General features: G+C 56.3%; 25 protein-coding genes. 9 read left to right on the forward strand and 16 right to left on the reverse strand.

Annotated elements, in window-relative coordinates; genetic code table 11:
- The first annotated feature begins 199 nt into the window (after positions 1–199).
- Entirely contained in the window at positions 200–1,360 is a 1,161-nt protein-coding gene (locus CQ018_RS00970; protein ID WP_105548113.1) for a glycerophosphoryl diester phosphodiesterase membrane domain-containing protein, read from the forward strand.
- A 68-nt stretch (positions 1,361–1,428) separates the two neighbouring features.
- On the opposite strand, the gene CQ018_RS00975 is transcribed toward CQ018_RS00970, so the two are convergent.
- The 7 genes from CQ018_RS00975 to CQ018_RS01005 form a co-directional block, all read right to left on the reverse strand.
- Positions 1,429–2,877: a multicopper oxidase family protein gene (locus CQ018_RS00975; protein ID WP_105548114.1), complete on the reverse strand. Its 1,449-nt coding sequence runs from the start codon at positions 2,875–2,877 to the stop codon at positions 1,429–1,431.
- 61 nt (positions 2,878–2,938) lie between these two features.
- Positions 2,939–4,006 (reverse strand): hypothetical protein, encoded by a 1,068-nt coding sequence (locus tag CQ018_RS00980; protein WP_105548115.1) that lies wholly within the window; start codon positions 4,004–4,006, stop codon positions 2,939–2,941.
- Positions 4,007–4,021: 15 nt separating this feature from the next.
- Positions 4,022–4,414 carry a chorismate mutase gene (locus tag CQ018_RS00985; RefSeq protein ID WP_105548116.1) on the reverse strand — a complete coding sequence of 131 codons (393 nt, stop codon included), beginning with the start codon at positions 4,412–4,414 and terminating at the stop codon, positions 4,022–4,024.
- Positions 4,415–4,623: 209 nt separating this feature from the next.
- Entirely contained in the window at positions 4,624–6,306 is a 1,683-nt protein-coding gene (locus tag CQ018_RS00990; protein ID WP_105548117.1) for an ABC transporter ATP-binding protein, read from the reverse strand.
- Positions 6,303–7,274 carry an ABC transporter permease gene (locus CQ018_RS00995; protein WP_105548118.1) on the reverse strand — a complete coding sequence of 324 codons (972 nt, stop codon included), beginning with the start codon at positions 7,272–7,274 and terminating at the stop codon, positions 6,303–6,305. Before CQ018_RS00995 ends, CQ018_RS00990 begins: the two co-directional genes overlap by 4 nt.
- A gap of 3 nt (positions 7,275–7,277) precedes the next feature.
- Positions 7,278–8,363, reverse strand: a complete 1,086-nt coding sequence (locus CQ018_RS01000; RefSeq protein ID WP_105548652.1) for an ABC transporter permease — start codon at positions 8,361–8,363, stop codon at positions 7,278–7,280.
- A gap of 131 nt (positions 8,364–8,494) precedes the next feature.
- Entirely contained in the window at positions 8,495–10,132 is a 1,638-nt protein-coding gene (locus CQ018_RS01005; RefSeq protein WP_105548119.1) for an ABC transporter substrate-binding protein, read from the reverse strand.
- Between the two features lie 218 nt (positions 10,133–10,350).
- On the opposite strand from CQ018_RS01005, the gene CQ018_RS01010 reads away from it, so the two are divergent.
- Together CQ018_RS01010 and CQ018_RS01015 are read left to right on the forward strand one after the other, a co-directional pair.
- Positions 10,351–10,716 carry a hypothetical protein gene (locus CQ018_RS01010; protein ID WP_105548120.1) on the forward strand — a complete coding sequence of 122 codons (366 nt, stop codon included), beginning with the start codon at positions 10,351–10,353 and terminating at the stop codon, positions 10,714–10,716.
- Between the two features lie 125 nt (positions 10,717–10,841).
- A complete protein-coding gene (locus tag CQ018_RS01015) occupies positions 10,842–11,306 on the forward strand; it encodes a hypothetical protein (protein ID WP_105548121.1) in 465 nt (154 codons plus the stop codon).
- 302 nt (positions 11,307–11,608) lie between these two features.
- Here the strand turns inward: CQ018_RS01015 and CQ018_RS20405 are convergent, their stop codons facing one another.
- On the reverse strand, positions 11,609–11,740 hold the full coding sequence (locus CQ018_RS20405; protein WP_258142352.1) for a hypothetical protein: 132 nt from the start codon (positions 11,738–11,740) through the stop codon (positions 11,609–11,611).
- Between the two features lie 103 nt (positions 11,741–11,843).
- On the opposite strand from CQ018_RS20405, the gene CQ018_RS20190 reads away from it, so the two are divergent.
- Positions 11,844–11,984, forward strand: coding sequence for a hypothetical protein (locus CQ018_RS20190; RefSeq protein WP_219843978.1), 141 nt, complete (start codon positions 11,844–11,846; stop codon positions 11,982–11,984).
- 176 nt (positions 11,985–12,160) lie between these two features.
- On the opposite strand, the gene mnmA is transcribed toward CQ018_RS20190, so the two are convergent.
- The 3 genes from mnmA to CQ018_RS01035 form a co-directional block, all read right to left on the reverse strand.
- Complete coding sequence (mnmA, locus tag CQ018_RS01025) at positions 12,161–13,297, reverse strand: tRNA 2-thiouridine(34) synthase MnmA (RefSeq protein ID WP_105548123.1); 1,137 nt, start codon at positions 13,295–13,297, stop codon at positions 12,161–12,163.
- Positions 13,294–14,529 carry a cysteine desulfurase family protein gene (locus CQ018_RS01030; RefSeq protein WP_105548124.1) on the reverse strand — a complete coding sequence of 412 codons (1,236 nt, stop codon included), beginning with the start codon at positions 14,527–14,529 and terminating at the stop codon, positions 13,294–13,296. Before CQ018_RS01030 ends, mnmA begins: the two co-directional genes overlap by 4 nt.
- Positions 14,530–14,645: 116 nt before the next feature.
- On the reverse strand, positions 14,646–15,557 hold the full coding sequence (locus CQ018_RS01035; protein WP_105548125.1) for a hypothetical protein: 912 nt from the start codon (positions 15,555–15,557) through the stop codon (positions 14,646–14,648).
- Between the two features lie 143 nt (positions 15,558–15,700).
- Between CQ018_RS01035 and folP the strand changes: the two genes are divergently transcribed.
- Positions 15,701–16,672: a dihydropteroate synthase gene (gene folP, locus CQ018_RS01040; protein WP_105548126.1), complete on the forward strand. Its 972-nt coding sequence runs from the start codon at positions 15,701–15,703 to the stop codon at positions 16,670–16,672.
- Complete coding sequence (locus CQ018_RS01045) at positions 16,672–17,421, forward strand: pyrimidine reductase family protein (RefSeq protein WP_105548127.1); 750 nt, start codon at positions 16,672–16,674, stop codon at positions 17,419–17,421. The genes folP and CQ018_RS01045 overlap by 1 nt, the downstream gene beginning before the upstream one ends.
- A gap of 88 nt (positions 17,422–17,509) precedes the next feature.
- Here the strand turns inward: CQ018_RS01045 and CQ018_RS01050 are convergent, their stop codons facing one another.
- A complete protein-coding gene (locus CQ018_RS01050; RefSeq protein WP_105548128.1) occupies positions 17,510–18,154 on the reverse strand; it encodes a hypothetical protein in 645 nt (214 codons plus the stop codon).
- Between the two features lie 34 nt (positions 18,155–18,188).
- Between CQ018_RS01050 and CQ018_RS01055 the strand changes: the two genes are divergently transcribed.
- The 3 genes from CQ018_RS01055 (at position 18,189) to CQ018_RS01065 (ending at position 20,337) form a co-directional block, all read left to right on the forward strand.
- On the forward strand, positions 18,189–19,127 hold the full coding sequence (locus CQ018_RS01055; RefSeq protein ID WP_258142353.1) for a J domain-containing protein: 939 nt from the start codon (positions 18,189–18,191) through the stop codon (positions 19,125–19,127).
- 57 nt (positions 19,128–19,184) lie between these two features.
- On the forward strand, positions 19,185–19,655 hold the full coding sequence (locus CQ018_RS01060) for a tRNA (cytidine(34)-2'-O)-methyltransferase (protein ID WP_105548130.1): 471 nt from the start codon (positions 19,185–19,187) through the stop codon (positions 19,653–19,655).
- A 130-nt stretch (positions 19,656–19,785) separates the two neighbouring features.
- Entirely contained in the window at positions 19,786–20,337 is a 552-nt protein-coding gene (locus tag CQ018_RS01065) for an anti-sigma factor (RefSeq protein WP_105548131.1), read from the forward strand.
- Between the two features lie 95 nt (positions 20,338–20,432).
- Here the strand turns inward: CQ018_RS01065 and CQ018_RS01070 are convergent, their stop codons facing one another.
- The 4 genes from CQ018_RS01070 to CQ018_RS01085 all read right to left on the reverse strand — a co-directional run bounded on the left by CQ018_RS01070 (position 20,433) and on the right by CQ018_RS01085 (position 24,768).
- The gene (locus CQ018_RS01070) at positions 20,433–21,188 is read right to left on the reverse strand and encodes a PIG-L deacetylase family protein (protein ID WP_105548132.1); all 756 of its coding nucleotides are present in this window, start codon (positions 21,186–21,188) and stop codon (positions 20,433–20,435) included.
- A 3-nt stretch (positions 21,189–21,191) separates the two neighbouring features.
- Complete coding sequence (locus CQ018_RS01075) at positions 21,192–22,136, reverse strand: electron transfer flavoprotein subunit alpha/FixB family protein (protein ID WP_105548133.1); 945 nt, start codon at positions 22,134–22,136, stop codon at positions 21,192–21,194.
- 19 nt (positions 22,137–22,155) lie between these two features.
- Positions 22,156–22,977 (reverse strand): electron transfer flavoprotein subunit beta/FixA family protein, encoded by an 822-nt coding sequence (locus CQ018_RS01080; RefSeq protein ID WP_181149678.1) that lies wholly within the window; start codon positions 22,975–22,977, stop codon positions 22,156–22,158.
- A gap of 195 nt (positions 22,978–23,172) precedes the next feature.
- Positions 23,173–24,768: a S1C family serine protease gene (locus CQ018_RS01085; RefSeq protein ID WP_105548134.1), complete on the reverse strand. Its 1,596-nt coding sequence runs from the start codon at positions 24,766–24,768 to the stop codon at positions 23,173–23,175.
- Positions 24,769–24,857: the final 89 nt, after the last annotated feature.

The raw sequence follows: 24,857 nt of genomic DNA on the forward strand, positions 1-24,857 counted from the left end.
TTACGGGCAATTATTGCAAACGCCCAGATATGAATAAGACTACATGAGCAACGCCAGCAAATCGGCGTTGGCGCGATTGCCGGGTAATGCTCAGTTTATTGTTACAAACGACCTAGGCTAAAGATGTACTATCCGGCCTCCACTTGGGTCTGGAATGTATATATTAGTTTGCTAAATCCAACATTCAAGGGCAAAAATCATGGCGCAAGATCCAGCCGATCCAACAGGAAGTTCGGGAGAAGACCCGCCTTCGTGGGGCCCTCCGCCCTCGGGCTGGGGCCCACCGGCCAATTCGGCCGCCAACGAACCGTCGAATCCCTATCTGCTGCCAGCACCGCACGGCGGTGAGCAAGTTCCTCGCTTTCCACCGGTTCCCAAACCCGGTGTCATCGAACTGCGCCCATTAACACTGGCAGACTTACTTGATGGCACCTTTGCAGTCATTAGGCTAGCCCCGGCTGCGACACTGGGAATAGCAGCTGCTGTTTATCTACTGCTGGGGATTCTTAGTATTTTAGCCCTTGTGGTGCTTAGGTTGGGCGAAGTCATGTATGAAGCGCTAATGTTCGCCGCAAACCCTGACCAGTTCCAACATCTGGCAGACCTCGCCTCACAGATACTCTCGCATCCTTGGTATCTCTACTTTGGAATTGGTGTAGGCGCATGGGTGCTCTCTGTTTTTGCTTCAGCGCTCATCGTTGGAACTTCGACTGTAGCCACAATGCGTGCAACATTGAACCTGCCCACAAGTTTCTGGCAGGCTATGAGTTTCAGCGCACCCACTTGGGCAAAACTCATGGGCCTAAATTTGCTGTTGAGCTTCGCCGCAATTACACCGTTTGTGCTTCTGTCCACTCTTGCAATCTGGCTTGAAAAAAGCCTTGGTGCTTTGATATTCGTGCCGACGGCGCTACTGCTGATGGCGTTATTGGTGTGTTTGCTTTGGATCGGGGTTCGGCTGATCATTTCACCGGTTCTTGTGGTGACTCAGTCGCTGAGTGTAGCTTCAGCGATCAAGAAATCTTGGAACCTTACAGGCGGCAGATGGTGGAGAACTTTCGGCTGTGTGCTGGTTACAGCACTGATCATCTCCGTCTTGGGAGGAATTCTTAGTTCGATTACTGGTATTGGCATTTCATTCTCACCAAATTATTGGGCGGCGCTCATCTTGAGCCAAATTGTTGGTGCGCTCGTCTCCGCGGTCGGGGCCACGCTCTACCAAATCTTGCTCACACTCATCCAGGCTGACCTTCGCATCCGTCACGAAAGATTAGATATCGCGTTGTTCAACGAGATTTCAGCACCGAGCTCACACCCCGTTCCCGGGCATGGGGCAATCGATGGCACGCGAGCAAGTTAAATATTCGAATCTGTCGTTAGTGTTGCTCGTTCGGATAAAGAGCAACACCAGATGCCCCCACGCTCGTTCTAGATAATGGTGTACTGCCCCATCATTCCCATGTCTGCGTGGCGGATGAAGTGGCAGTGATACATATACGGTGTTACTGCATCCTTGTACTTTCCGAATTTGACCTGAATCCGAGCTGTGGCGCGCACCGGGAGGAAGACAGTGTCTTTCCAGCCAGTAAATTCGGGCTGTGGTGCACGGTTATCAATGTCTAGAATTCTAAATTGAGCACCATGGACGTGGAAGTTGTGTGCCAGATTATCCGTATTGCTGATATTCCAGGTTTCCACGGTCTGTGCCCCAACGCTCAGGTCAATGCGTGACATCCCCATGAGCTTGCCGTTGATATACATGTCTTTGAGGATGAAGCCTCGGGTAATCATTGCTTTGTCCATCTCGAAAGATGATTCTGCAGCCAAAACATCCGGAAGTTCCGGTGAGGCAGTTAGATTGCTACCGGCCCGCAATTTCAAGAGATCAAGTGTGTCATTTCCACCGACCCTCGTGGTCAAAGCGTTGCTCATGCCCAGTTCTTGGGGATGGGATTGCAAGACAACCTCTTCACCGGGGCTCAAGCGCACAACGATCTCGGCCCGTTCGCCGGGCGAAAGCAACAATCGCTCAACATTGGCCGGGGCCTGGAGTAAACCGCCATCGGAGCCCACCACAGCAAATGATCGGTTGTCGCTCAAGCCAAAGTTGAAGACCCGTGCCGTGGCCGCATTAAGAATCCGTAGCCTTACGGCTTGAGTGCTTACGTTCAGGTACGGATTGACCGAACCGTTTATGAGCATGGTGTCGCCCAGTAGGCCAGCCGTTGCGTCTGGGGTGAGTTTGAACGAACCGTCCTTGGCGAATGAACGGTCTTGGACGATGAGCGGAATATCATCGATCCCGTATTCGGATGGCAACCCCGGATCGGTTGTTTCTTCGTCAATCAGGAACATACCCGTCAGTCCACGAGTCATTTGTTCTTCGGAAGTCCCATGAACGTGCGGGTGATACCAAAGCGTCGCGGCTGGCTGATCGATGATCCACTCGGGTTCCGCCCCGTCCCCCGGCTCAATGACTTGATGCGCTCCACCATCGTAAATGGCAGGTATATGCATACCGTGCCAGTGCACCGTGGTGGGTGAGGGCAGGCCGTTCTGTATTTCGACGCGTACCTTCTCGTTACGCTGAGCCCGCAGTGTGGGTCCCAGAAATGACCCGTTGTAACCCCACGTTGGAGTCGAGGTTTCGGGTAGGAACGTACTATTTCCAGCTTCCGCAGTGAGCTCGAAGACCCGAGTACCATCGGTCTGAACCGTTGAGGTAGCCAGCGGCGGAATGTTTAGCTGGTTGCTGAAATCCACGCTGCCAGCAGTGGATAGAGGTTTAGCTGTTGCACTGCCGCAGCCGGCCAGCAATAACGATGCGCCGGCTCCCGAACCTAGTAGTAATGTACGGCGCGAAATTTGGGAAAGCATCCAACCAGCTTAGACACCAACAATCGGCTTCCTGAAATCCTCGGGTTTCTCTCGCGCAACGCTAGGCGTCGACGCGCACCTGGTTTAATGCCTCAACATATGAAGCCAACATGCCTAGGACGCTTAATGCACGTTGCGGGGAAACCTCTTCCAATCCTTTCGTAGGAGTCAGCACCAACGCATCAAACAGCGTTTCGGATAGTCCAAGTTGCTTCCAGGGCCTACGGATTACGGAAATCGCATCCACCACCCCGGGTGTTGTACCAAGTGGATTAATACAGCCTAACCATAATCTTTTGCCGTCTTCAACAGCACCGGCAAGTAATTCCCAACCGGGTACCGTCAGCTCGCTAGCATTAGCCCCTACGCCATCGGCACCGGATTCAAAGGCTGTACTAGCAATACTTGGCCAAGCCTCGGCATCCCCCGTGGAGCCAATGATGACTTGATGCGCACCTGCAGCCTTGAGCGATTCGGTAAGTTCGCTCCACCAACCGCGCAGCTCTGAACTCGGAACTGAGCGCAGGGTCCGATAACCACTGGCCGTGGGCAAGGTTCCGGAAAGTACCGCCGCCGCTGCTGGCTCATCAATGTATACGGTCAGCTGCTTGCGTTCGGTGCTTTTACTTACCTCACGAAGATGTCTGGCAGCTCCAAGGGCCAACGATTGGGCTAGGTCACGACGCGCCCCATAATCGCTGAGCGCTCGCTCTCCATGATGTAGATAAAGGTTTGCCGCAAGCGTTGCGGGGCCGGGAAATTGAATCTTCAGTTCATCTCCCCCGGCACTTTCGGCTCCGATTACATCGCCAAGCACATTCAGATCGGTGCGCAGTGCCGAGGCAGCACGTTTAGCGTCTACCCCGGGGGCCGGCGCCAAACGCCAACCATGGGGGCGTAAATCTACGCTCAGCTCTTCGAGCAGCATGGCTCCACGTCCGATGAAATCGGAGCCAACTCCACGGTCCGGGAGCTGGTGGAGGAACGGCAAGTTTGGTGCACCGATCTCCCCACGAATCATCAGTTGGGATTCCACGGGGTCGGTCCCGGGCATGGGTCCGTGAGCGCTGGCTTGCACCACACGTGAAATTTCCGGCTGAGTTTCTGCCGGTTCGTTAGCCTGAGTCATCTGCGAGGTACGGATCTAGTTTTCGTTTTCTGCGTGTGATGCGGAGATTGTCTGGTGGTGCCTGATGACCTCAGAAATGATAAAGTTCATGAACTTTTCGGCAAATTCCGGGTCAAGATGCGCTTCTTGGGCCAGCCGGCGTAGGCGTTCGATCTGTGCTTTTTCGCGTCCCGGGTCACTTGCCGGAAGCTGATGGACGGCCTTGAGGTGTCCAACACGCTGAGTTGCCTTGAATCTTTCGGCCAACAGGTAGACCAGCTGGGCATCAAAATTATCGATACTTCCACGAATTGAAAGGAGTTCCTCCATGACCTCGTCACGAACCGTGTCCGCGAGGGAGCTGGCTTTCGGGTCGTAGTCACCTTGCTGGTCGGTGTCCGCGGCCTGCGGGTTGATCTGTGAGCTCATACATCTATCCTAGGGTTCTCCTAAGGCAGGTGCCCAAACCATGACACCGATGGGACCCGCAGTCCAGATATTTTTGCGAAGAATTTATGTACTCGACGCCCATGAACTCTTACACCTTGCAGTTAAACTTCTGGCCACCGACGCCACATAATTGTGGTTCCGGTGGCCAGAAGCTAAACATTCAAAACGGTTTCGCTGCGTGGACGGGGTTAACCTGTTTTCAGGAATGCTTCACGTCGGATTGCTTGTTCTACCGGATCTGGTACCGGAAGTGAAGCGATCAAGCGTTGTGTGTACTGGTGCGATGGGTTGCTCATGACCTGAGAGCCAATGCCCTCTTCGACGAGTTTGCCACGGTAGAGCACTCCCACCCAGGTTGAGAGCATGTCAACAACCGCCAAGTCATGGGAGATAAATAGGGCGGCAAAGCCCAGCTCTGTCTGTAATTCCTTGAACAGTTCAAGCACCTTAGCCTGCACCGAAACATCCAACGCACTTGTTGGTTCGTCGGCAATGAGCAATTTCGGGTCGAGCGCCAAAGATCGAGCCAGTGAGGCACGTTGACGCTGACCACCGGAAAGCTCGTGCGGGAAGCGATCGGCAAAGGCCTTGGGCAATTGAACTGCTTCAAGCAGTTCATCAACCCGTGCCCGGGCCTGGGCAGGGGTTACCTTGCGATGGACCAATAGTGGCTCGGCAACACATTCTCCGATACTCAACTGCGGGTTAAAGCTTGCCGCCGGGTCCTGGAAGACAAACCCAATTTCCTGGCGCAATGGTTTGAAGGTGCGCTCCTTGAAATTGAGCATCTCGTAGCCCAGAACCTTCAAAGATCCACCGGTGGTCCTATTCAACCCGGCAATGGCTCGACCAATCGTGGTCTTGCCGGACCCTGATTCACCAACCAATCCATACACTTCACCGGCGCAGATCTTCAGCGAAACGTTATCGACAGCCTTAAACGCCGGAGTTCCCATACGTCCCGGGTAGGTGATCTCTAGGTTTGTTGCCTCGACAAGAACTTCTTTGTCTTGACCCGAACGTTCACTCATACCGGCAGAGGCCGAGTTGCGTCCTAGGTGCGGAACCGCCTCGAGCAGTGCCTTGGTGTAGTCCTCGCGCGGGGCGGAGAAAAGTTCTAGGCTCTGTGCGGTTTCAACGACCTTGCCCTGGTACATGACAACCACGCGGTCCGCCAAATCCGCAACAACACCCATATTGTGGGTGATCAGCACGATACCCGTATTGAATTCATCGCGTACTTCACGCAAGAGTTCAAGAATTTCGGCCTGCACCGTGACATCGAGTGCGGTGGTTGGTTCATCGGCAACAATGACTGCCGGGTTCAGCGCGAGTGCCGCGGCAATGATGACACGTTGCTTCTGGCCACCGGAAAATTGGTGCGGGTAGTAATCAACTCGCTTCTCCGGTTCCGGAATCCCGACCCTGCCCAATACTTCAATGGCACGGGCACGGGCCTGCTTCTTAGAGACCTTGCCGTGGGCACGCAGGCCTTCGGCGATCTGCCAACCGACCGTGTATACGGGGTTTAGCGCCGTTGAAGGTTCTTGGAAGACCATTGCTACGTCTTCCCCACGAACCGCACGAAGCTGGCGACCGGTGAGCGCGAGCATATTATTGCCCCGCAGGACCACGGCACCGCGGGCAGTAGCCGTTTCGGCCAGCAGACCAAGGACCGTGCGTGCCGTGACCGATTTACCGGAGCCGGATTCACCGACAACCGCTACCACTTCACCGGCGGCTACCTCAAAGCTGACGCCACGTACCGCATCGACCTCACCGGCATCGGTGGTGAAGGTTACCTGAAGGTCCTCAATGCTCAGGACCCGGCCATCTGCCGTGGCTATTTTGGGTGTTCCGTGCTGGCTCATGCCGCGCCCTTTCCGCTGGTGCGCTTTTTCTTGCGGCGCATCCGCAACCGCGGATCACCAAGATCGTTCATGGATTCGCCCACCAATGTCAGGCCCAGAACCGTGAGCACAATGGCAACGCCCGGGAAGACACCTGTCCACCAGATGCCACTAGTGGCATCTGACAGTGCACGGTTGAGGTCATAACCCCATTCCGCGGCCTTAGTCGGTTCGATGCCGAAGCCTAGGAAGCCCAGACCGGCAAGGGTCAGCAGTGCCTCGGAAGCGTTGAGCGTGAAGATCAACGGCAGCGTGCGGGTCGCATTGCGGAACACGTGTTTGAACATGATGCGCCAGGTTGAGGCCCCGACGACCTTCGCCGATTCGACGAAGGGTTCTGCCTTCAGCCGCACGGTCTCTGCGCGGATCACCCGGAAGTACTGCGGGATGAACACCACGGTGATGGAGATTGCGGCTGCCATGATGCCTCCCCAGAGGCTCGACTGCCCCTGTGAGATCACAATTGACATCACGATCGCCAGCAGCAGGGACGGGAAGGCGTAAATGGCATCGGCAACGACGACCAACACGCGATCAAGCCAGCCACCAATATAACCGGAGACCAATCCCAGGAAAACACCTAGGAAGATGGAGCACACCACTGCCATGACGATGACTAGTAGTGCGGTTTGGGCACCCCACAGGGTACGTGAGAAGACATCGAAGCCGCCGACGGTGGTGCCCCAAATGAATTTTCCGCCCGGTGCGGCCTGGGTCGGAAAATCCCCCTCGGCGTCAGTGATCTGGGCGAAATCAAAGGGTGCAATCAGTGGTGCTAGCGCGGCGGCAAGAATGAAGATCAGCGACAGCACTAATCCTGCAACCAGCATCCCGCGCTGTAGTCCGGCGCTCATGCGCAAGTGCGAGATGATCGGCAGGCGATCGGCCAAGGGTTTCTTGGCACCGATGGAGGTAGTTGTTGTACTCATGATTTAGAACCTCACTCGTGGGTCGATGAGTGCGGCAATAATGTCAACAATGAAGTTGGTCACCGCGACGATGACTGCCAGCAGCACCACGATTCCCTGCACCGCGACAAAGTCGCGTGCGGTGAGGTACTGGGCCAGCATAAAGCCAAGGCCCTTCCACTCAAAGGTGGTTTCGGTGAGCACAGCGCCACCGAGTAGCAGCGCAATCTGCAGGCCCATCACCGTGATGATGGGGATCAGTGCCGGGCGGTAGGCGTGCTTGGTCAGCAGCCGGTATTCGGAAACGCCGCGTGAGCGGCCGGCTTCAACATAGTCGCGGCCCAAGGTGCCGATGACGTTGGTGCGTACCAGGCGCAAAAAAACTCCGGCGGTGAGCAGGCCCAGGGCCACGGCGGGCAGGATTGCGTGCTGAATGACATCCGATGCGGCTTCCATATTTCCGGAGCGCAGTGCATCTAGCAGGTAGATACCCGTGGGGTTTTGTAGCGAGGTCAGTTCCAGTTCCGCATTGATTCCTGCGCGGCCAGCGATCGGCAACCAGCCGAGCCAGACACCGAAGATCAGCTTGAGCAGCAGGCCGGCAAAGAAAACCGGGGTTGCGTAGCACAAGATGGCAAAGACGCGCAGTATGGCATCTGGCCAGCGATCACGCAGTTTGGCGGCCATGAGGCCAAAGGGGATACCAATGAGCAGTGCAATGACCAGGGAGTTGAAGGCGAGCTCCGCTGTTGCGGCACCGTAGGTGGTCAGCACCTCTGTCACTGCACGGTTATCGGAGATAGTGCGTCCAAAGTTACCGGTGAAGATCTGCCCCAGGTACTCGAAGTATTGGACGATGACCGGGCGGTCGTAGCCGGCCGCGGCAATGCGTTCGGCCAGCTGATCGGGGGTCAGTCGTCCGCCCAGAGCCGCGGTGATCGGGTCACCAGTGACTCTCATCAGGAAGAAAACTAGGGTGACAAGGATGAAAATGGTGGGGAAAATTAGCAAGAAGCGTGTGACGAGGTAACGTGCAAAGCTGCCTCCCGCCTTGGGCGCCGTTGCTTTTAGCGCCGGGGGTGCCGAGGGTTCCTCGACGGTGTCGGTCATGATGGCCATGTTCAATGGCTCCTAGCTCAAAAGTGTGTTTACCGAAATAAGGACCACGATGGTGTCCACCTCCTGGTATTTAGACTCCCCAGGAGAATGGACACCAACGCGGTCCTAAGTTATTGCTGTGGCTACTTGGCCAATACGCCCAAACGGAACTTGAATGATGCGTCGAGTGTTGTTTCAACACCAGTAACATCGGCTCCCGCTACGGCAACCTGAGCACCCTGCAAGATTGGCAGCGTCGAGAGATCTCCGGCGACCTTGGTCTGGATTTCTTCGATCAGTGCGGTGCGCTTGGCACGGTCGGTTTCCACGCGCTGCTCGTTGATCAACTTGTCTACCTCAGCGTTGTCGTAACCATTGCCCAGGAAGTTGTCCTTGGCGAAGAACGGCGTGAGGAAGTTATCGGCATCCGAGTAGTCGGGGAACCAACCCAGCTGGTAGGCCGGGTAGTCGGTGACACGTGACTTCTGGTAGGTGACCCATTCGGTTGACTGCAGGTCAACCTTGAACAGGCCGCCGGCTTCGAGCTGGCTCTTGACCATGGCGTACTCATCGCCCGAGCTTGGACCGTAGTGATCCGGGTTGTACTGAAGCTTCAGCTCAACCGGGGTTGAAACACCGGCTGCCTCGAGCACTGCCTTGGCCTTAGCCTCGGATGGGCCACCATTTTCGCCGTACATTTCCTTCAGCGGTTCAATGGCACCGGTGAAGCCTGCCGGAACGAAGGAGTAAGCAGGAATGTAGGTGTCCTTGTAGACCTTCGTGGCGATGGCCTGGCGATCGAGCAGGTTAGCTGCTGCCTGGCGCACTGCCTGCGACTTCTTTGGATCCGCATCCTCGGTCTTAACGCCGTGCGGCATGATGTTGAAGTTGAAGACGATGTAGCGAAGCTCGCCACCTGCACCCTTGTGAACCTTCACCTTGGAATCCTTGGAGAGGTCCTCAACGTCTGTTGGCGAGAGTGAGCGCCAGGCGACGTCGATGTTGCCCTGCTGCACATCGAGCTTCAGGTTGTTTGAATCCGCGTAGTACTTGATATTCGATGCCGCGTTGGCGGGCTTGCCCAGCAGGCCCTGGTAGCCGTCGAAGGTCTTGAAGGAGATCAGCGAGTTCTTGGCATAGGACTCGATGGTGTACTGACCGGCGAACGGCTTACCGGCGATGATTGCATCATCTGCTAGAACCTTGTCGGCCGGGAACAATTCGTCATCAACGATCGGGCCAACGGGGCTGGTGAGCACCTGTGGCCAGGTCTGATCGTTGCCGCTCTTGAGCTTGAACACAACGGTTGTTGCATCAGGAGCTTCAACGCTTTCGAGGTTACCCAGCAGCGAAGAGGGCCCGTTTGGATCTGCGATCTTTACCTGACGATCGAAGCTTGCCTTAACATCCTTGGAGTCAAGATCGGTGCCATTGGCCCACTTGAGTCCGGCCTTGAGCTTGACGGTGTAGTCGGTAGGGGTGGTGAACTCGGCCGATTCGGCCATATCGTTCTCCGGCTCGGCAGAACCAGGCTTGGAGTTGAGCAGGAACGGGTAGATCTGGTTCATCACCATGAATGAACCGTTGTCGTACGAGCCTGCAGGGTCAAGCGAGGTGACCTTGTCGGTGGTGCCAACGGTAATTGTTGAACCAGCTGCTGGCGCATCGGAGCCGCCGGAGGCGTTCGGGGTTTCTGCAGGGCTGGTGCACGCGGTGAGCGCCAAGGCCGAAATACCAACCACGGCGGCGGCGAGGCGTAAACCGTTTTTCTTGCGAGTCATGAGTGTTCCTTCTTCTCTGCGAGCACTTTTATTGTGGGATCAACCACAACTCATTCAGCTTATGTGATCATCGTCATAAATTGCGAATATTATGTGGAGTGGAACACAACGAAATACAATCGTGACCCATTTCAGGCACGTCAACTGCCGCCCATCGAACATGATCACGCTCACCAACGGCACTCACGAGCGGCCTTTGTAGCCTAGTGTTAAGCACGATGATGACACGTAGAGACGCAGCTATTGCGTTGGATATCCCCATGGAAATGGCCAAGCGCCACGGCATTCCCCCGCGCTTGAGCGAGGCAGAGTTTGCCAAACTCAACACTAATCCCCCGGCTTGGTTGATTCAGTCGCGCGCCAACCGCACCGGAAAGCGCCCCGTCTGGGTCCAGCTGACCTGTGCAGTATGCGGATATTCGGAGGCCGAGCGACCCAAGAAGTGGTGGCCCGAATTCGGCTTCGTGCATTGTGCGGAACACGGTCCCGCCCAGTTGCCACGCCTTGAAGATGGCAAGACCCGCCTCGAATACCCCGATATTTCGGTGCGCATGTACGGCATTGTCGATGAGGCAAAGAGCTAAACGCCCGCAAAAACCTTCTGGTCCCGCTTTCATCTGGCTTCATCCGAAGTCTTGGAAAGCGGGGCTCTTTTCTTAGGTCATATCTACCTACCAACAGTGTTCATGCCAGCTCAGGAGTACCTCTCATGCCAGAAGACAACGATCTACTCGAACGGCTTAACGATCGCGCGATGGCTGCCTATCACCACGGCGAGAAATCAGAGCGTGCCGAAATACTGTGGCATGTAGGTGCTTTGTTGTCATTCCATGGGCTAGCCGAAAATGGTGGCCTGGTAGGTGGCGCCATTGAAAATATTCGGCTGGGGATCGATGATCCACTGGTGGAGGATGCGCTGAGCGCTTTTCATCGTTTTGGCCTGACAACGCAAGCGGCATTGATCCAGCGTGCGGATCAGGAATATGCTCGGTTCCGCCCTAGCGGAAGCGAAGATCTTTCGGAACAAGACGAAGCGCTGTGGGAAGCATTGGATGAGGAGTACTTCGAGATTGCCACGGATCAAGTACTCATCGCGGCAGTGCAGAAGCACCTAGATTATTTGCCCTATGCTTTACTTCTCGCTCCCCCCGTCGGCCACGGAGTGGGCGCATAGGGCAGCGTCATCGCCTACAAGTTCGGGGTGGTCCCACGCTACGACAAGTGCAGTGGCGACCAATTCTACTGCTCCATCTGCAGCAGCAATTTGTCTATGGATCCATTGAAAGGCTTTTCTCCACCGCATTGTGGTTCAAAGCGATTTTCACATGGCTTTCCGTACAACATCCAGATTTCCTCACACCTGGGCATATAGCATCGCAAGATGTACAAGGGACAAATCGTGTACCGAGCCTACGCACGGACTGCGGGCTGGGTGGGTTTCATACTGGTCGTCGCATACGCAATCACCGGCTTGTTTCAGGTTTTAATCTGGAACCCGTTAGCGGCGGCGCCCGGATCGACGGTGGCTGAAATTTTCGAGACCACGGGCTGAATGGAAGGATCCTCAACCATACCCATGGTGCTGGCTTGGGCCAGTTTAGGCATCATTTTTGCGACTCTGGGATTGTGCTTAGGCTTATGCTGGAAAATTTCCACGCCCTCGGTGACGCGGTGTTTCCTCTGGTTATTAGTCCTAGGTGCCCCGGGGCTCATGGTTGTTTCGTTCCCGGCGGGCATGGGACTTGCAGATTCTTACGGAATTTCGGGTGCAGATTTAGCCCCCGTGGGCAAACCTGCTCTATGTAGTCAGCGCCGCGGCGCTCCTGATCTTGATCCTTCGGGCCTTGCGTAATCACCGTGGGAAACTGGATGCCGAGCTAGCTATGACCGATCCGCTACTGCGCTCCTGATAGAACGCGGCTAGAGCTTCTACATACAAACGCCAAAGGTCTGGCCTAGGAAGCTTCGGACTTCTCTGGGCCAGACCTTTTCGCAGCTGGTCTGCGTACAGAAAATACCCTTGGGAATCTAGGAAACCAGTGATGGATCCCAGGCTGTTGAACGTGCCGAATCAATGGTGGCCTGCCCCAGCACGCGGGTGCCCTGGTACACAACCATGGTCTGCCCCGGGGCAACACCGCGCATGGGTTCGATGAGCGTGGCAACCAAAACGTTGCTGCCGTCTTCCTGCGCTTCGACACGAGCACGAGCATCAACAGGATCCCCGTGCGCGCGGACCTGAACCATGCAATCAAATTCGATGCCGGCCTCGGCATCAGAGATGGGCAGCCCTGCCCAGGAGATCCGGATGCCGCGCAGCTCATCGACGGCCAGCAGTGCCTCGGGGCCAACGATGACCTTGTTTTCCTTCGGGCGAATTTCCAGCACGAAGCGCGGCTTGCCATCGGCGGCCGGGGTGCCCAGTTTCAGGCCCTTGCGCTGCCCGACGGTGAAGGCGTGCGCGCCCTCGTGCTCGCCCAGCGGCTTGCCCTCCTGGTCAACGATGGCCCCGGGGGTCATGTCGATGCGTTCGGCCAGCCAGCCGCGGGTGTCCCCGTCGGGGATGAAGCAGATGTCGTGGCTATCTGGCTTATTGGCCACCGAGAGCCCGCGGGCCTCGGCCTCGGCACGCACCTCGGCCTTGGACGGGGTGTCTGCCAGCGGGAAGATGCAGTGCTCGAGCTGTTCGTGGGTCAGCACGCCCAAAACATAGGACTGGTCCTTGGCCCAGTCGGCGGCACGGTGCAGCTCCGGGTTGCCTTCCGTATCGCGCACGAGCTTTGCATAGTGCCCGGTGCACACCGCGTCAAAGCCTAGGGCAATTGCCTTTTCCAGTAGCGCGGCGAACTTGATGCGTTCGTTGCAGCGCATGCAGGGGTTCGGGGTGCGCCCGGCCTCATACTCGGAGATGAAGTCATCAACCACGTCCTCCTTGAAGCGCTCGGAGAAGTCCCAGACGTAGTACGGGATGCCGAGCTTGTCACAAGCGCGCCAGGCGTCGTTTGAGTCCTCCACGGTGCAGCAGCCGCGTGAGCCGGTGCGCAGGGTTCCGGGCATCCGGGATAGTGCAAGGTGTACGCCGACGACCTCGTGGCCCGCTTCAACGGCGCGTGCCGCCGCAACGGCCGAGTCAACGCCGCCGCTCATTGCTGCCAAAACCTTCATCGTGTAAACCCTGTCCCTGCTGTTTGAATACTGCTAACTTGTGCGGCCATGCCGGCCTTTTTCGCTCGTGCGTAGGCCTCGGGCAATGCTGCCACCAAGGTATCAACATCGAGTTGTGTGGTTGTATGCCCGAGGGTGAAGCGTTGTGCACCACGTGCCGTTTCTTCATCCCTGCCCATGGCCAATAAAACATGGCTAGGACGTGGAACCCCGGCCGTGCAGGCCGAACCGGTGGAGGAATGTACACCGAGCATGTCCAGCACGAAGAGTAGCGAATCCCCCTCGCAGCCCGGGAAGGTGAAGTGTGCGTTGCCCGGAAGCCGCGTGCCGCTGTGTGCCGGGTCTGCGGTTCCGTTGAACACTGCCTCGGGGATCATGTTTTGAACCCCGGAAATCAGCGCGTCCCGGAGCGTGGAAAGACGCGTCGATTCTTCGGCAAGACCGTTTGCCGCCGCGGTGGCCGCCGCGGCAAAACCCGCTGCGGAGGCGGCATTGAGGGTTCCAGAGCGTAATGCGCGTTCATGCCCTCCACCGTGTTGCACCGGGGTGAGCACCACGTCACGGCGCACAAAAAGCGCACCGATTCCTACCGGGCCACCAATTTTGTGTCCGGACACCGCCATAGTTGCTAATCCGGAATCGGCAAAAGATATTGGCAGGGCACTAAAGGCCTGGACCGCATCGGAATGCACGGGAATACCGTGGGGTTCGGCGAGCGCTACCACCTTGTCGATGGGTTGCACGCTGCCCACCTCATTGTTGGCCCACATGCAGGTGATCAGCGCAATCGATTCTGGGTCCTTGGCGATCTCGGTTCCAAGAACTTCTAAGTCGATGACGCCGTGGGTGTCTACCGGCAGCCAGGTGACCTCGGCACCTTCATGGGTTTCGAGCCATTCGACGGTATCTAGCACCGCGTGGTGTTCGATGACGGATGCCAGAATGCGGTTACGTGAGGCCTTGATGGCACATCGGTTCCAGAACAGCCCCTTGATCGCAAGGTTGTCCGATTCGGTACCACCAGAAGTGAAGATGACCTCGGAGGCGTGGGCGCCGGCAGCTGCGGCAAGTTGCTCTCGGGATTCTTCCATGACGCGGTGGGCTCGGCGGCCTGCCCCATGAAGGGAAGAAGGATTGCCGGTTTGTGCCAGCTCATGGGTCATTGCCGCTAGGGCAGCCGGTTCCATGGGGGTGGTTGCTGCATGGTCAAGGTAAACGGGTGTGGTGCGCACCGATCAATTCTACCGTCAGCTACCGGTTCACCGGCAGAGGTGTTGCTCACAACGAATTTATCGCTGTGTGACTGTTCAATATCTCGGTGGCACTCCCCCCCTTATGCACTTTGAAGCTAGTTGGTGAATTCTCCGTCGTGGATGTCCCCTAGGCCGTGATCATCATCGTCCACAAGAATCTCTTCGGGCATCGGATTGATGTTGTCCCCTGCAAGATCCAGCCGAGTATCGATCCGTACCTCATAAGCTTCAAGACCCGGGCAGCCGATCAGCGCATCGATCAGCGCTCGTGAGCCGGCAATGATGCTTGAGTCCTCATAGAGTTCGGTCGACAGAATCCAGGCGCGGTCGTGTGGCCAGGCAAGATTGGGTGCCTGGCGTTGCTCCCCTTCCGAGGTTCGAGCCCAGAGTGGACTTGCCAAGTCTTCGGCAGTGCCTTGGAAGATGTAGTAGGAGCGGTAGCCGGAGCCCATGTGCAGGGTTGGGCCGTTACGTACCCGATCGGAGAATGCTGGGCGTTTTGCTTCGGCCTTGGCAGCTGCCTGACGCGCAGCATTTTCTTCTTCGCTTAGTTCCGAGTCTTGATCAATGAGCACCTCGATCTGATCCCCTCCATGGATGAAGGCCAGACCATTCCACAGTCCCAAGAAGATTTCCTCCGGGGTTTGAGTATTCGCTGCCAGCAGTGGAGCCATGGCTGTGAGCTGTGCCGCCGGCAGTCCGTCCCCGCCGGGGGCTTCACCATCCCACGCATCGTCAAGCAGTGCGATGCCTTCTTCGCTGATCCCAGAGATGGGTGTGAACTGTGCCGCGCCGTGCATGGTGGTGCCGCGTTTCTTGGCGATCTTTCCCCAACGCACGGCTTCTCCATCGAGTCCTAGGGCCGGGTGGAAAACTCGGGCGTAGGCTTCGTAGCCGCTAGGTATCTGCCCTGCAGCAAGATCTGCAACATCATCTTGCTGCCCCTGCGCTTCAAGTGCAGCTACGATCCAGGTGCCTACCGAGGGGTCCACAAAGTTCAATGTCATGGCATTAGGGTATCTATGATTTTCTCTCCGAACCTCATTCGACTATTGGTCCGCTCGGCATTTTCTAACCGTTGAGCCTGCGTATTCCCCCAATCGACCTGATATGAATGATTGAAGGAGCTAGCCGGGAGAAACGAAAACTTATGAGTATGTACCTTCCACCATTACGAAATCCCATCCATCATTTTGGGCATCGAACCATCGACTTTTCATCGGAGGTAGCACTGATGGCAATCATTAACCGCACCCCCGATAGTTTTTATGATGGCGGGGCTACTTTCTCACTCAAGGCAGCGGTCGATGCAGCGATTTCTGCCATCGATGCGGGTGCGGACTGGATCGATATTGGGGGTGTTCCTTTCTCCCCCGGGCCCGCGTTGAGCTGGCAGGAAGAAGCTCAACGAGTTGTGCCGGTGATCAAGGCAGTGCGGGCACAATCGGATGTCATTATTTCGGCCGATACTTTCCTACCCGAGGTTGCTGCCGCTGCTATTGAGGCAGGGGCCGATGTCATCAACGACACCACCGGAATCAGCGACCCGCGGCTGGGCAGGGTAGTTGCCGACGCCGGAGTGCATTTGGTGCTGACTCATTCCTTGGCAAGCCCCCGAACTATCTATCCGCGCCCACACTATGACGATGTTGTAGCCGAGGTGAGAGATTATTTGCGTAGCAAGGTTGAGCTCGCGCTATCTCTGGGCATCAAAGATGAGAAACTCATTGTCGATCCGGGCCATGATCTTAATAAAAACACCCTGCATACTCTGGCCATGACAGCGGGCTTTGAATCTTTTGCTTCCCTTGGCTACCCAACCTTGGCAGCGGTTTCTAACAAGGACTTCATCGGGGAAACACTCGATATACCCAAAAGCGAGCGCACGGCGGGGTCTTTGGCAGCCGCCGCCATGTGCATTATGAACGGGGCCCGCATCATCCGGATGCATAACATCACCGAATCGGCTCATGCAATCGGCATGCTTGAAGCAGCCATGGGTTGGCGGAAGCCAGCCTATTTGAAACACAATATGGGAGACGTAAATGCTCCAGCTCATCCCGAACGTTTGATTGCATCCCCCGAACCAGTACCAACACCAGTGATGAATGTTGAGTCCTAATGCAACGCATCTACCCCGAGTTCAAGCCAAGCACTACCGATAATGAACTTTTGGAATCGTATAGGGCTCCCACCCATGAGCGTTCGTTCGTGCGGTTTAATTTTGTTTCAACAATTGATGGTGCGGCGACCCACTCCGGTCTCTCGGGTGCCTTGGGTTCAAGCGCCGATCACCGGGTTTTTGCGCTGTTGCGTAGGCTTGCCGATGTGATTCTGGTAGGGGCCGGAACCATCCGGGCCGAAGGGTATGAGGGCGAATTGCTCGATGCCCCCTCAAAGGCATGGCGCCTTGCACATTCCATGACCGAACACCCGGTATTGGGAATTGTTTCGGGTCGGCTTGATCTGGACCCGGGCTCCGAACTTTTCACCCAAAATCCCGGTGAAATTCTCATCCTCACGTCCGCACATGCTGATGTGCAGCGGGAAAAAGCGTTCAGTGAGGTAGCTGAGGTCTTACGTTGCCCGGATCCCACAGGGTTGGTAGACCCCCAATGGGTCCAGGAAGTCTTGGCCCAACGCGGGCACACGATGATTCATGCCGAGGGTGGGCCACAACTTCTAGGTGCTTTCCATGAGTCCGGAGCCATCGACAGTTTATGCCTAACCATTTCGCCGCTGGTTGCCGGTGGTACCGCGCGCAGGATCAGTTCGGGGAGCACCCAAGCACCTCTTCGACGTATGCGATTGCACTCATTGCTAGAAGAAGATGGAAATCTCATAGCCGAATACCGTCGCGGCACTTATTAACACAGCAAGTAGCCGGCTTGGTTAGTACGGTATTTGAGCCGTAGACGCGCGGCGCGGTGGGAACTACGCAGCCCGCTGGTGCCCCGCGTTATTTTAGTTCGGACGACAAACCCTCGTGTACGGCACGTACGTGTGCTAATTCTGCCAGGAATTTATCCGCAGATTCAACGCTGAGAGTAAAAATCCGACCGTCGTGCATTTCGATCGTTACCTGTTCACCACCACTAATATATGCACGGTGCCCCCTGCCGACGCTGCGCAGGCCGTACCCTCCGGTGAACAACCCCGGATCAGAGAATGCTCGCAAGACCCCTGCCGTAGGCAAAGTTGCCCTGAAGATCTTCATGGTTTCGATCCGGATTTGAGTCTCAGTGATCTCACTGCGTGTAATGAAAGTCTTGGGGAGTAAGAAAATGCCTAATGCAACAACAAGATTGATACCCAAGATCAACAATGTTTGGCCAATAGACTCAGCACCAGCGACACCAGCCATCAACACCCCAGTGAGCAATACAATCCCGGCAACTGCCTTCAGAATCAGACCTGCTTGGGAATCTGCACGAGCGATTGACACGAAATTTGGATTGGCTTCCATGCACCCCAGCTTTGCAGAAGCGGCACCAAGGATCCAAGTTCTGCCGAACCCAAGCGCACCCGGTAGGATTTTTATAAGCTTGTTCCTGAGCATTTTTATGCACCGAGCATCCGCAGCGGCATAAATGCCATCTTGCATCTCCCCTACATCATCAGCGAAAGGTCTTCACCTAGTGGCCCAGCGTCGAACCCATTACGAAGTCCTCGGGATCCCGCGTACCGCCAGCATCACCGAAATCAAGACCGCTTACCGCAAGGCGGCCCGGCTCACCCACCCGGACCACGGCGGCAATGCAGAGGCATTCGGTGAGGTAACCCTCGCATACGAAACGCTGATAGATCGCGCGTCGCGTGACCGCTATGACCGCAGCTACGGCACCGAATCAAGTTATTTACGTGGCAAGGCACCTGCCTCATCGGCACACACTTCAAGCCGGCCAACGAACGCGTCAATGCGGTTTGATTCACAGGCCCCGCGTTCTTCGGCAACCGATGCCACAGTTTTTGTGCCGACACTACTCGAATCACCTGATACTCCATTGGATAGAGCCAAATCGATCCAGCAGATCCATGGCGCCCCACGTAAACGTGGAATTTTCGGTGCCCAGGCTCGTTTGGCGCGAGAAGCACGCACGGTACAGCTACTTTCTCGTCAACTGCTTTCTACGCTGCCCTCAACACGACTTATCAACGGGCTGCATGCACCGGGCGGTGGCGCGTACATTGATCACGCAATTTTGGGTGGTTACAGGCTGGCAATCGTGCATTCTATGTTGCTGCCCAAGGGTGTTTACAGGTGGGACGGTGCATCTTTATTCCGTGATGGTAAGCACATTGATCCTCCGCGTATCTCCCCCGTGGTGCACCAAATGCAGGGACTTTTCCCCGAACTCAATGTCACAGGCTGGACCGTTATCCACTCTCCCGATGGCAACCTCCACGAGCCGGTCATTGATTACGCCCGCGGCGGGGAACCAAACCCCAACAGCACCTCAAATGTTGTCAACCCCGGAAATCTAGTGCGAGAACTCAAAATGTTCCTCGGCACCGGCCCCACTCCCAATGTTGTTGACCGTTCCATCCTTGCCCGCCTGCTTGGCGGCATGTACTAATAAGGGGGTTTGCCCCCAAGATTCACTACAGCTCGCTACGACCAAAGGATCAAGGCAGTGTTCCGCATCCTCTTCTACACCCCAGAAATTCCCGGCAATACAGGTAACGCAATTCGTCTTGCGGCTGTCACCGGGGCCGAATTACACCTAGTTGAGCCGCTAGGATTCGACTTTGAAGATTCAAAACTGCGCCGCGCCGGACTCGATTATCATGATCTAGCGGTCGTCACCGTACATAAGAATATTGAAGCCGCATGGGAAGCACTGGCACCGGCACGTGTCTTTGCTTTCACCTCGGAAGGCGACTCCCTCTACACCGAGATCGAGTATCAGCCGGGCGACGTACTACTTTTTGGGCCAGAATCCGTGGGGCTTCCAGCAGCCCTCAAGGTCGATGAACACATCACCTCAACCGTGCGGCTTCCCATGTTGGAAGCCAGACGATCACTGAATCTTGCAAATTCGGCATCCATCGCCATCTACGAAGCATGGCGTCAACACGGATTTGCTGTCTCCAGCAACAAATAATTTCGTTCGAGAACACCCCCACTTCAAGGTGTTGCTCAATTGACACACACTTTACGCATAGGCTTTTCCCTTATGCTTACTGGTGGCCGGACCAAGGCCCCATAAAATTCACTCACAAGGATGGCAAATTATGAGCGGCACCGATCCTGCTTACCCCGAGTATCGTGGCGACGAGAACGATGAAAACCTCGGAATGGATCTCGTGGATCAGGTCTCCCTGGATGCCGAGAGCACCCGCAAACCCGTCAAAAAATGGGTCCTTGGCGTTGCTGCGTTGGCAATCATCCTGATCGGTATCATCATCCTCGTGGCAAATCTTGTACCCAAAAACTATGTTTCAAAGGTCGACGGAGCCAAGGACAAGGCAGTAGTTCAAGCTGATCTGGAAGGTGGTGGACACGCGGTACTTTCCACCTCGGCTAAGGCCGATGCCGGGTCGGTCGCGTTGACACAGCTTCCAGCCATCGATCCGACCGAGCGCTACACCATCTGGCTCATTGCCGCAGATACCGACCGTCCCACGCTACTCAAGACGTTGGATGCCGGGTCCGAGAGCGGCACCGCAGGATTCAACGATATTGCATCGGTTGCATCGGTATTGATCAGCCTCGAGCCCTCCGATGGAAGCACTACACCTTCCTCGGAACCATTGATCATCATGGATACAGCGGCAAGTAACTAGCAGCTACTTACTGCATCTTATGGCAATGCCCCAAATCACTTCGAAGTGGTTTGGGGCATTGCCATTTTTGTTTTAGTAACCAAACTTTAAGCTGTCTAGAAGCCTGCGATGGTATCCGCTGCGTTGACGGCTACAACATGGAATGCCTCGGCAAGCGCCCCGGACTCCATCGTGTATTCTTCGGCTTTCTGCTCACATGCGGTACGCACGTATCGTTCCATTGCCGCAACATCTGGATGCTGACTCATATGCTGACGTAGTGCCTCAAGCTTGAGTTCAAACACCGAGGAAATATCTACCGCATGATTTTCGCGTTCGGTCGGTGCCCCGTACAACCAAAGCCACGGAAGCTTATAAGCAGGTAATCCGGCGGCCTCAAGCTCTGGATAAGCAAAGGGGTTTTCCACTGCCGGGTAGACCGCACGCGTGACGGCTTCCCCGCAGGCTAGATGATCCGGATGCGAACGTTGGATGCGTTCCCAGTTTCGTTCCGGGTGCATGGCCAGTACCACCTGGGGGCGAACCTTGCGGATTAGCTCAACCACTTGTTTCATTACCGCATGGCTTGGTTCCAAGAAACCATCACGTTCACCCATAAAGTGGACGTTTTCGACTCCAACTAGGGCTGCCGCGGCACGCTGTTCGGCATGCCGAGTCTCGGTAATTTCCTGTGTACTGCGTACATCAAAGCCACCGGCATCGCCATCGGTCATGATGCAATATTCGACGTGAACCCCGGCGGCTGTCCACGCGGCAACGGTACCCGACGCACCAAAATCTAGGTCATCTGGGTGCGCTCCAAAACAAAGTACTCGTTCTACCTTGTGCACCAACGGATCAAAGATTGCCATGATTTAGCCCTTACGCCTACGAATTTCTGCCGCAGCTTGGGGCAGCACCCGGGTGAGATCTCCAACGATGCCAAGATCAGCAATCTCAAAAACCGGAGCATCCGGGTCAGAGTTCACGGCAACAATATAAGTAGAGGTCTGCATGCCAGCCTTTTGCTGGATGGCACCGGAAATACCTGCCGAGATATACAGTTGCGGGGAGACGGTCTTACCGGTCTGCCCAATCTGTGCACCGTGGTCTATCCATCCGGCATCCGTTGCTGCACGCGAGGCACCAACTGCAGCGCCCAGTGCATCGGCAAGCTCTTCAACAGGCCCAAAGTCACCATCAACGCCGCGGCCACCAGCGACAACAAAGCGGGCTTCGGAAAGGTCCGGTCGGCCAGAAGATGCCCGTTCCGAAACACCGGTAATAACAGCCATCGGTCCTACTTCTCCCAGGTCCAGTGTGCTCAAAGCAGCAGCGGAGATCGTTGCGGGAGCCTCGGAAGGTAGTTCTACACTGTTGGGCTTCACCGTAACCAATAACGGCCCACGAGTAGCCTTCACACGTACGGTGTAGCTGCCGGCAAGCACACTCTTGGTGACAGTAAGATCCTGCTCTACGCCAATGGCATCGGTGATTACACCGGCATCCAATTTGATGGCGGCACGAGCAGCGACTTCACGCCCGGCACTATCATTGGGCAACAGCACCGCGGCAGCCTTGAAGTCTTTGGCGGCTGCGGCCAGTAATGCTGCTTCGGGAGCGATGTGTCCTTCCAACGCCTCTGCTGCATAAAAACCAGTGGCGCCCCAAGAACTCAGCACCGCTCGGGTAGCTTCATCTGCGTGAGCACCAAGAACCACGCGTACCTCGCCCAAGGACGCACCCAAGGTCAGCAGTTCACACTGTGACTTCGTGGGGGTCGCGCCTGGGGCCTGAATGTAAACAAGAATATTTTGCATGTTTTTCCCCTTGAGAAGTTTAGATGAGCTTCGCTGCGGCCAGGAAGTCAACCAATTCGATGCCGGCGTTGCCCGAATCGGTGATGATGCGCCCGGCTTCGCGTTCCGCGCGTGCCTCGGCTGCTTCCACCTGAGTTGCCGACCCTGCGCCACCAACGCTCGCCGGGTCCACGCCAATATCGCTGAGGTTCAAGACCGTTACTTTTTTCTTCTTGGCAGCCATGATGCCCTTGAAGTTCGGGTAGCGCGGTTCGTTTGCCTGATCCGTGACCGAGAGCAACACCGGAAGCTCGGCTTCAAGGTTCAGCGCGGCATGTTCCGTTTCGCGCACTGCGCGGATGGTTGTTGAATCGGCGGCTAACTCAACACGTGAAATCTGGGTCAGTTGGGCAAGCGACAACCGTTCGGCAAGCTGTGCCGGGACCAGAGAAGTTTCAGCATCCGTGGAGGACATACCGGTGATGATCAGGTCAAAGCCCGCAAGGTGACGCACGGCTGCGGCCAAAGCCAGGGAGGTGGCTCCGGCATCGGATCCGGCAAGCGCGTCATCACAGAGGTGAACACCCTCGGTGGCGCCCATCTGCAAGGCCTTGCGCACCGCATTCACCGCGGCTTCGGGACCCATGCTCAGGGCAGTTACAGTATTTCCGGCAGCTGCCCCGCCACGGGATTCGGCAAGTTGTAGTCCGGCTTCAATCGCGTACTCGTCAAGTTCGGAGAGTACCGAATCTTGGCGGTCTATACGCAAGTGTTCACCAGCAAGGTGACGGTCAAATTGCACGTCCGGCACGTGTTTGACGAGAACAAGGATCCTCAATGGTGTGCCTGTCGACTGGCTCATGATTGCCTTTCCAAGAAATGTGCTGGGAGTAGGGATGGAAAGTATCTCGCCTAACCAAACTGGCAAAAACATCCCCCATACATGTTAGCCGCGAGCGGCGTTCGCCCGTAGCGCACACGAATGCGGGTCCTGTGCTTGGCAGAACCCGCATTCGCAAGTCGTCACTAGCACGCTTATGCGTGCGTAGCTTGGGTACTAGGAGGCCGTGGACTTACCCACTGTCACATCAACGCTTTGGCTAGTCCCATTGCGGGTGAAGTGAACAACGATCTTGCCACCGGCAGGTACTTCGCGGATAGCCGCAGTCAACGAGCTGGAATCGGAGATCGCGCGGTCACCAACGCCCGTGATGATATCGCCCTTGGCTAGGCCCGCAGCTTCACCTGCGCTCTTGGGTTCAACGGACTGGATCTGTGCACCAACGCTGAAGGAAGAGTTTCCGTCTTTCACGCTTGCCGCCTTGGCAGAGACGGTGACTCCCAGCATTCCGTGGGTTGCTGAGCCATTGGTAATGATGTCGTTAGCAATACGCTTTGCGTAGTCAATCGGGATAGCGAAGCCCACGCCAATCGAACCGCTGTCGCCCGAGGAACTTGCACTTGAACCGGAGGAAGCGATGGCCACATTCACGCCAATAATATTGCCGTTCACATCAACCAATGCGCCACCGGAGTTGCCGTGATTGATCGCGGCATCGGTTTGAATGACGTTGATGTAGATCGATCCCTGCGAGGCAGACTGCTGCGGTTGCTGTTGCGGGGCTCCTGGGAACTGGAAGTTGAACTGGTTTCCATTATCGTCCTGACTCGTTCCATCGTTCTGCTGTGGAGCAGCCGAGGAAGCCACCGAGATGGTGCGGTTCATTGTGGAAATAATGCCGTCTGTGACGGTCCCACTCAGGCCCAGTGGGGCACCAATGGCAATTGCTGTGTCGCCAACGTTGAGGTCGCCGGAGGTACCCAGGGTGGCCGGAGTCAATCCTTGGGCTTCAATCTTGATGATCGCCAGATCCGAAAGTGGATCGGTTCCCACCAACGTTGCGTCATAAACCTTGCCGTCGGAAGTCTGCACAGCAATCTTTGGACTTGCCGTTGCTCCACCTAGGGTTACCACGTGGGTATTTGTCAGGATGTGTCCCTGATCATCGAGAATGATTCCGGAGCCGGAGCCCGCTTGCCCACTGCCACTGACATCGATTGTCACAACGCTGGGGCTCGCCTTGGCGGCAGCTGCGGTAACTGCTGTGACATTCTTCGGGTTGTTGATGACGACGCCATTTTGCGGGCCATTACCCGAGTTATTAGTCGAGGATGCGGCTGGATTCATGATTGCTGTAGTGGCAACGGCGCTGGCTCCACCAACGAGGGCCGCGGCTACCATACCCAAAATCAGCACTCCCGAGGTGAACTTCTTGGGTGCCGTGCGCTTCGCTGGGGCAATCGGTGATGGAACTCCGAAGGCCGAAGCATGCTCTTGGGGCGTTGGGGTTCCATAGGGTGCATGTGCAGCGGGCTGCTGGTAAGCGTTCGGGGCGCTTGCGTATGGAGTCCCCGTCGGCGGTGTTGCTGACATTGTTTGTTCAGCTGGCTCTGCCGGGAGTTGTGTGTTCTGTGGCCCAACACTGCTATGACGTGGGAAAGCCTGAGTAGGGTCTACCGCGCCATCAACCTTGGATACCGGTTCGCTCTCTTGCTGCGCTGCCGGTGGGGTCAGCGGGCGCGGTGGTACCGGCGTTGTCTCCGGTTCATTGTTTTGAGGTGACTCTGGCTGCTCAAACTGGTTCTCGCTCATCGCTAACCCTCCATAGGGTGGTTCGTGCTTGGTGTGCTGTTCTTGGTATCAACTATGCAGGGTGCTTCTGTGTCAGCGAAAAGCAGCAC

Source organism: Arthrobacter sp. MYb227 (assembly GCF_002975435.1).
Lineage (GTDB): Bacteria > Actinomycetota > Actinomycetes > Actinomycetales > Micrococcaceae > Paeniglutamicibacter.

Bases quoted from the DNA above. Each gene is read 5' to 3' on its own strand.
- CQ018_RS00970 (WP_105548113.1), top strand. From the start codon at position 200: ATGGCGCAAGATCCAGCCGATCCAACAGGAAGTTCGGGAGAAGACCCG.
- CQ018_RS00975 (WP_105548114.1), bottom strand. From the start codon at position 2,877: ATGCTTTCCCAAATTTCGCGCCGTACATTACTACTAGGTTCGGGAGCC.
- CQ018_RS00980 (WP_105548115.1), bottom strand. From the start codon at position 4,006: ATGACTCAGGCTAACGAACCGGCAGAAACTCAGCCGGAAATTTCACGT.
- CQ018_RS00985 (WP_105548116.1), bottom strand. From the start codon at position 4,414: ATGAGCTCACAGATCAACCCGCAGGCCGCGGACACCGACCAGCAAGGT.
- CQ018_RS00990 (WP_105548117.1), bottom strand. From the start codon at position 6,306: ATGAGCCAGCACGGAACACCCAAAATAGCCACGGCAGATGGCCGGGTC.
- CQ018_RS00995 (WP_105548118.1), bottom strand. From the start codon at position 7,274: ATGAGTACAACAACTACCTCCATCGGTGCCAAGAAACCCTTGGCCGAT.
- CQ018_RS01000 (WP_105548652.1), bottom strand. From the start codon at position 8,363: ATGACCGACACCGTCGAGGAACCCTCGGCACCCCCGGCGCTAAAAGCA.
- CQ018_RS01005 (WP_105548119.1), bottom strand. From the start codon at position 10,132: ATGACTCGCAAGAAAAACGGTTTACGCCTCGCCGCCGCCGTGGTTGGT.
- CQ018_RS01010 (WP_105548120.1), top strand. From the start codon at position 10,351: ATGATGACACGTAGAGACGCAGCTATTGCGTTGGATATCCCCATGGAA.
- CQ018_RS01015 (WP_105548121.1), top strand. From the start codon at position 10,842: ATGCCAGAAGACAACGATCTACTCGAACGGCTTAACGATCGCGCGATG.
- CQ018_RS20405 (WP_258142352.1), bottom strand. From the start codon at position 11,740: ATGATGCCTAAACTGGCCCAAGCCAGCACCATGGGTATGGTTGAGGAT.
- CQ018_RS20190 (WP_219843978.1), top strand. From the start codon at position 11,844: ATGGTTGTTTCGTTCCCGGCGGGCATGGGACTTGCAGATTCTTACGGA.
- mnmA (WP_105548123.1), bottom strand. From the start codon at position 13,297: ATGAAGGTTTTGGCAGCAATGAGCGGCGGCGTTGACTCGGCCGTTGCG.
- CQ018_RS01035 (WP_105548125.1), bottom strand. From the start codon at position 15,557: ATGACATTGAACTTTGTGGACCCCTCGGTAGGCACCTGGATCGTAGCT.
- folP (WP_105548126.1), top strand. From the start codon at position 15,701: ATGAGTATGTACCTTCCACCATTACGAAATCCCATCCATCATTTTGGG.
- CQ018_RS01045 (WP_105548127.1), top strand. From the start codon at position 16,672: ATGCAACGCATCTACCCCGAGTTCAAGCCAAGCACTACCGATAATGAA.
- CQ018_RS01050 (WP_105548128.1), bottom strand. From the start codon at position 18,154: ATGCAAGATGGCATTTATGCCGCTGCGGATGCTCGGTGCATAAAAATG.
- CQ018_RS01065 (WP_105548131.1), top strand. From the start codon at position 19,786: ATGAGCGGCACCGATCCTGCTTACCCCGAGTATCGTGGCGACGAGAAC.
- CQ018_RS01070 (WP_105548132.1), bottom strand. From the start codon at position 21,188: ATGGCAATCTTTGATCCGTTGGTGCACAAGGTAGAACGAGTACTTTGT.
- CQ018_RS01075 (WP_105548133.1), bottom strand. From the start codon at position 22,136: ATGCAAAATATTCTTGTTTACATTCAGGCCCCAGGCGCGACCCCCACG.
- CQ018_RS01080 (WP_181149678.1), bottom strand. From the start codon at position 22,977: ATGAGCCAGTCGACAGGCACACCATTGAGGATCCTTGTTCTCGTCAAA.
- CQ018_RS01085 (WP_105548134.1), bottom strand. From the start codon at position 24,768: ATGAGCGAGAACCAGTTTGAGCAGCCAGAGTCACCTCAAAACAATGAA.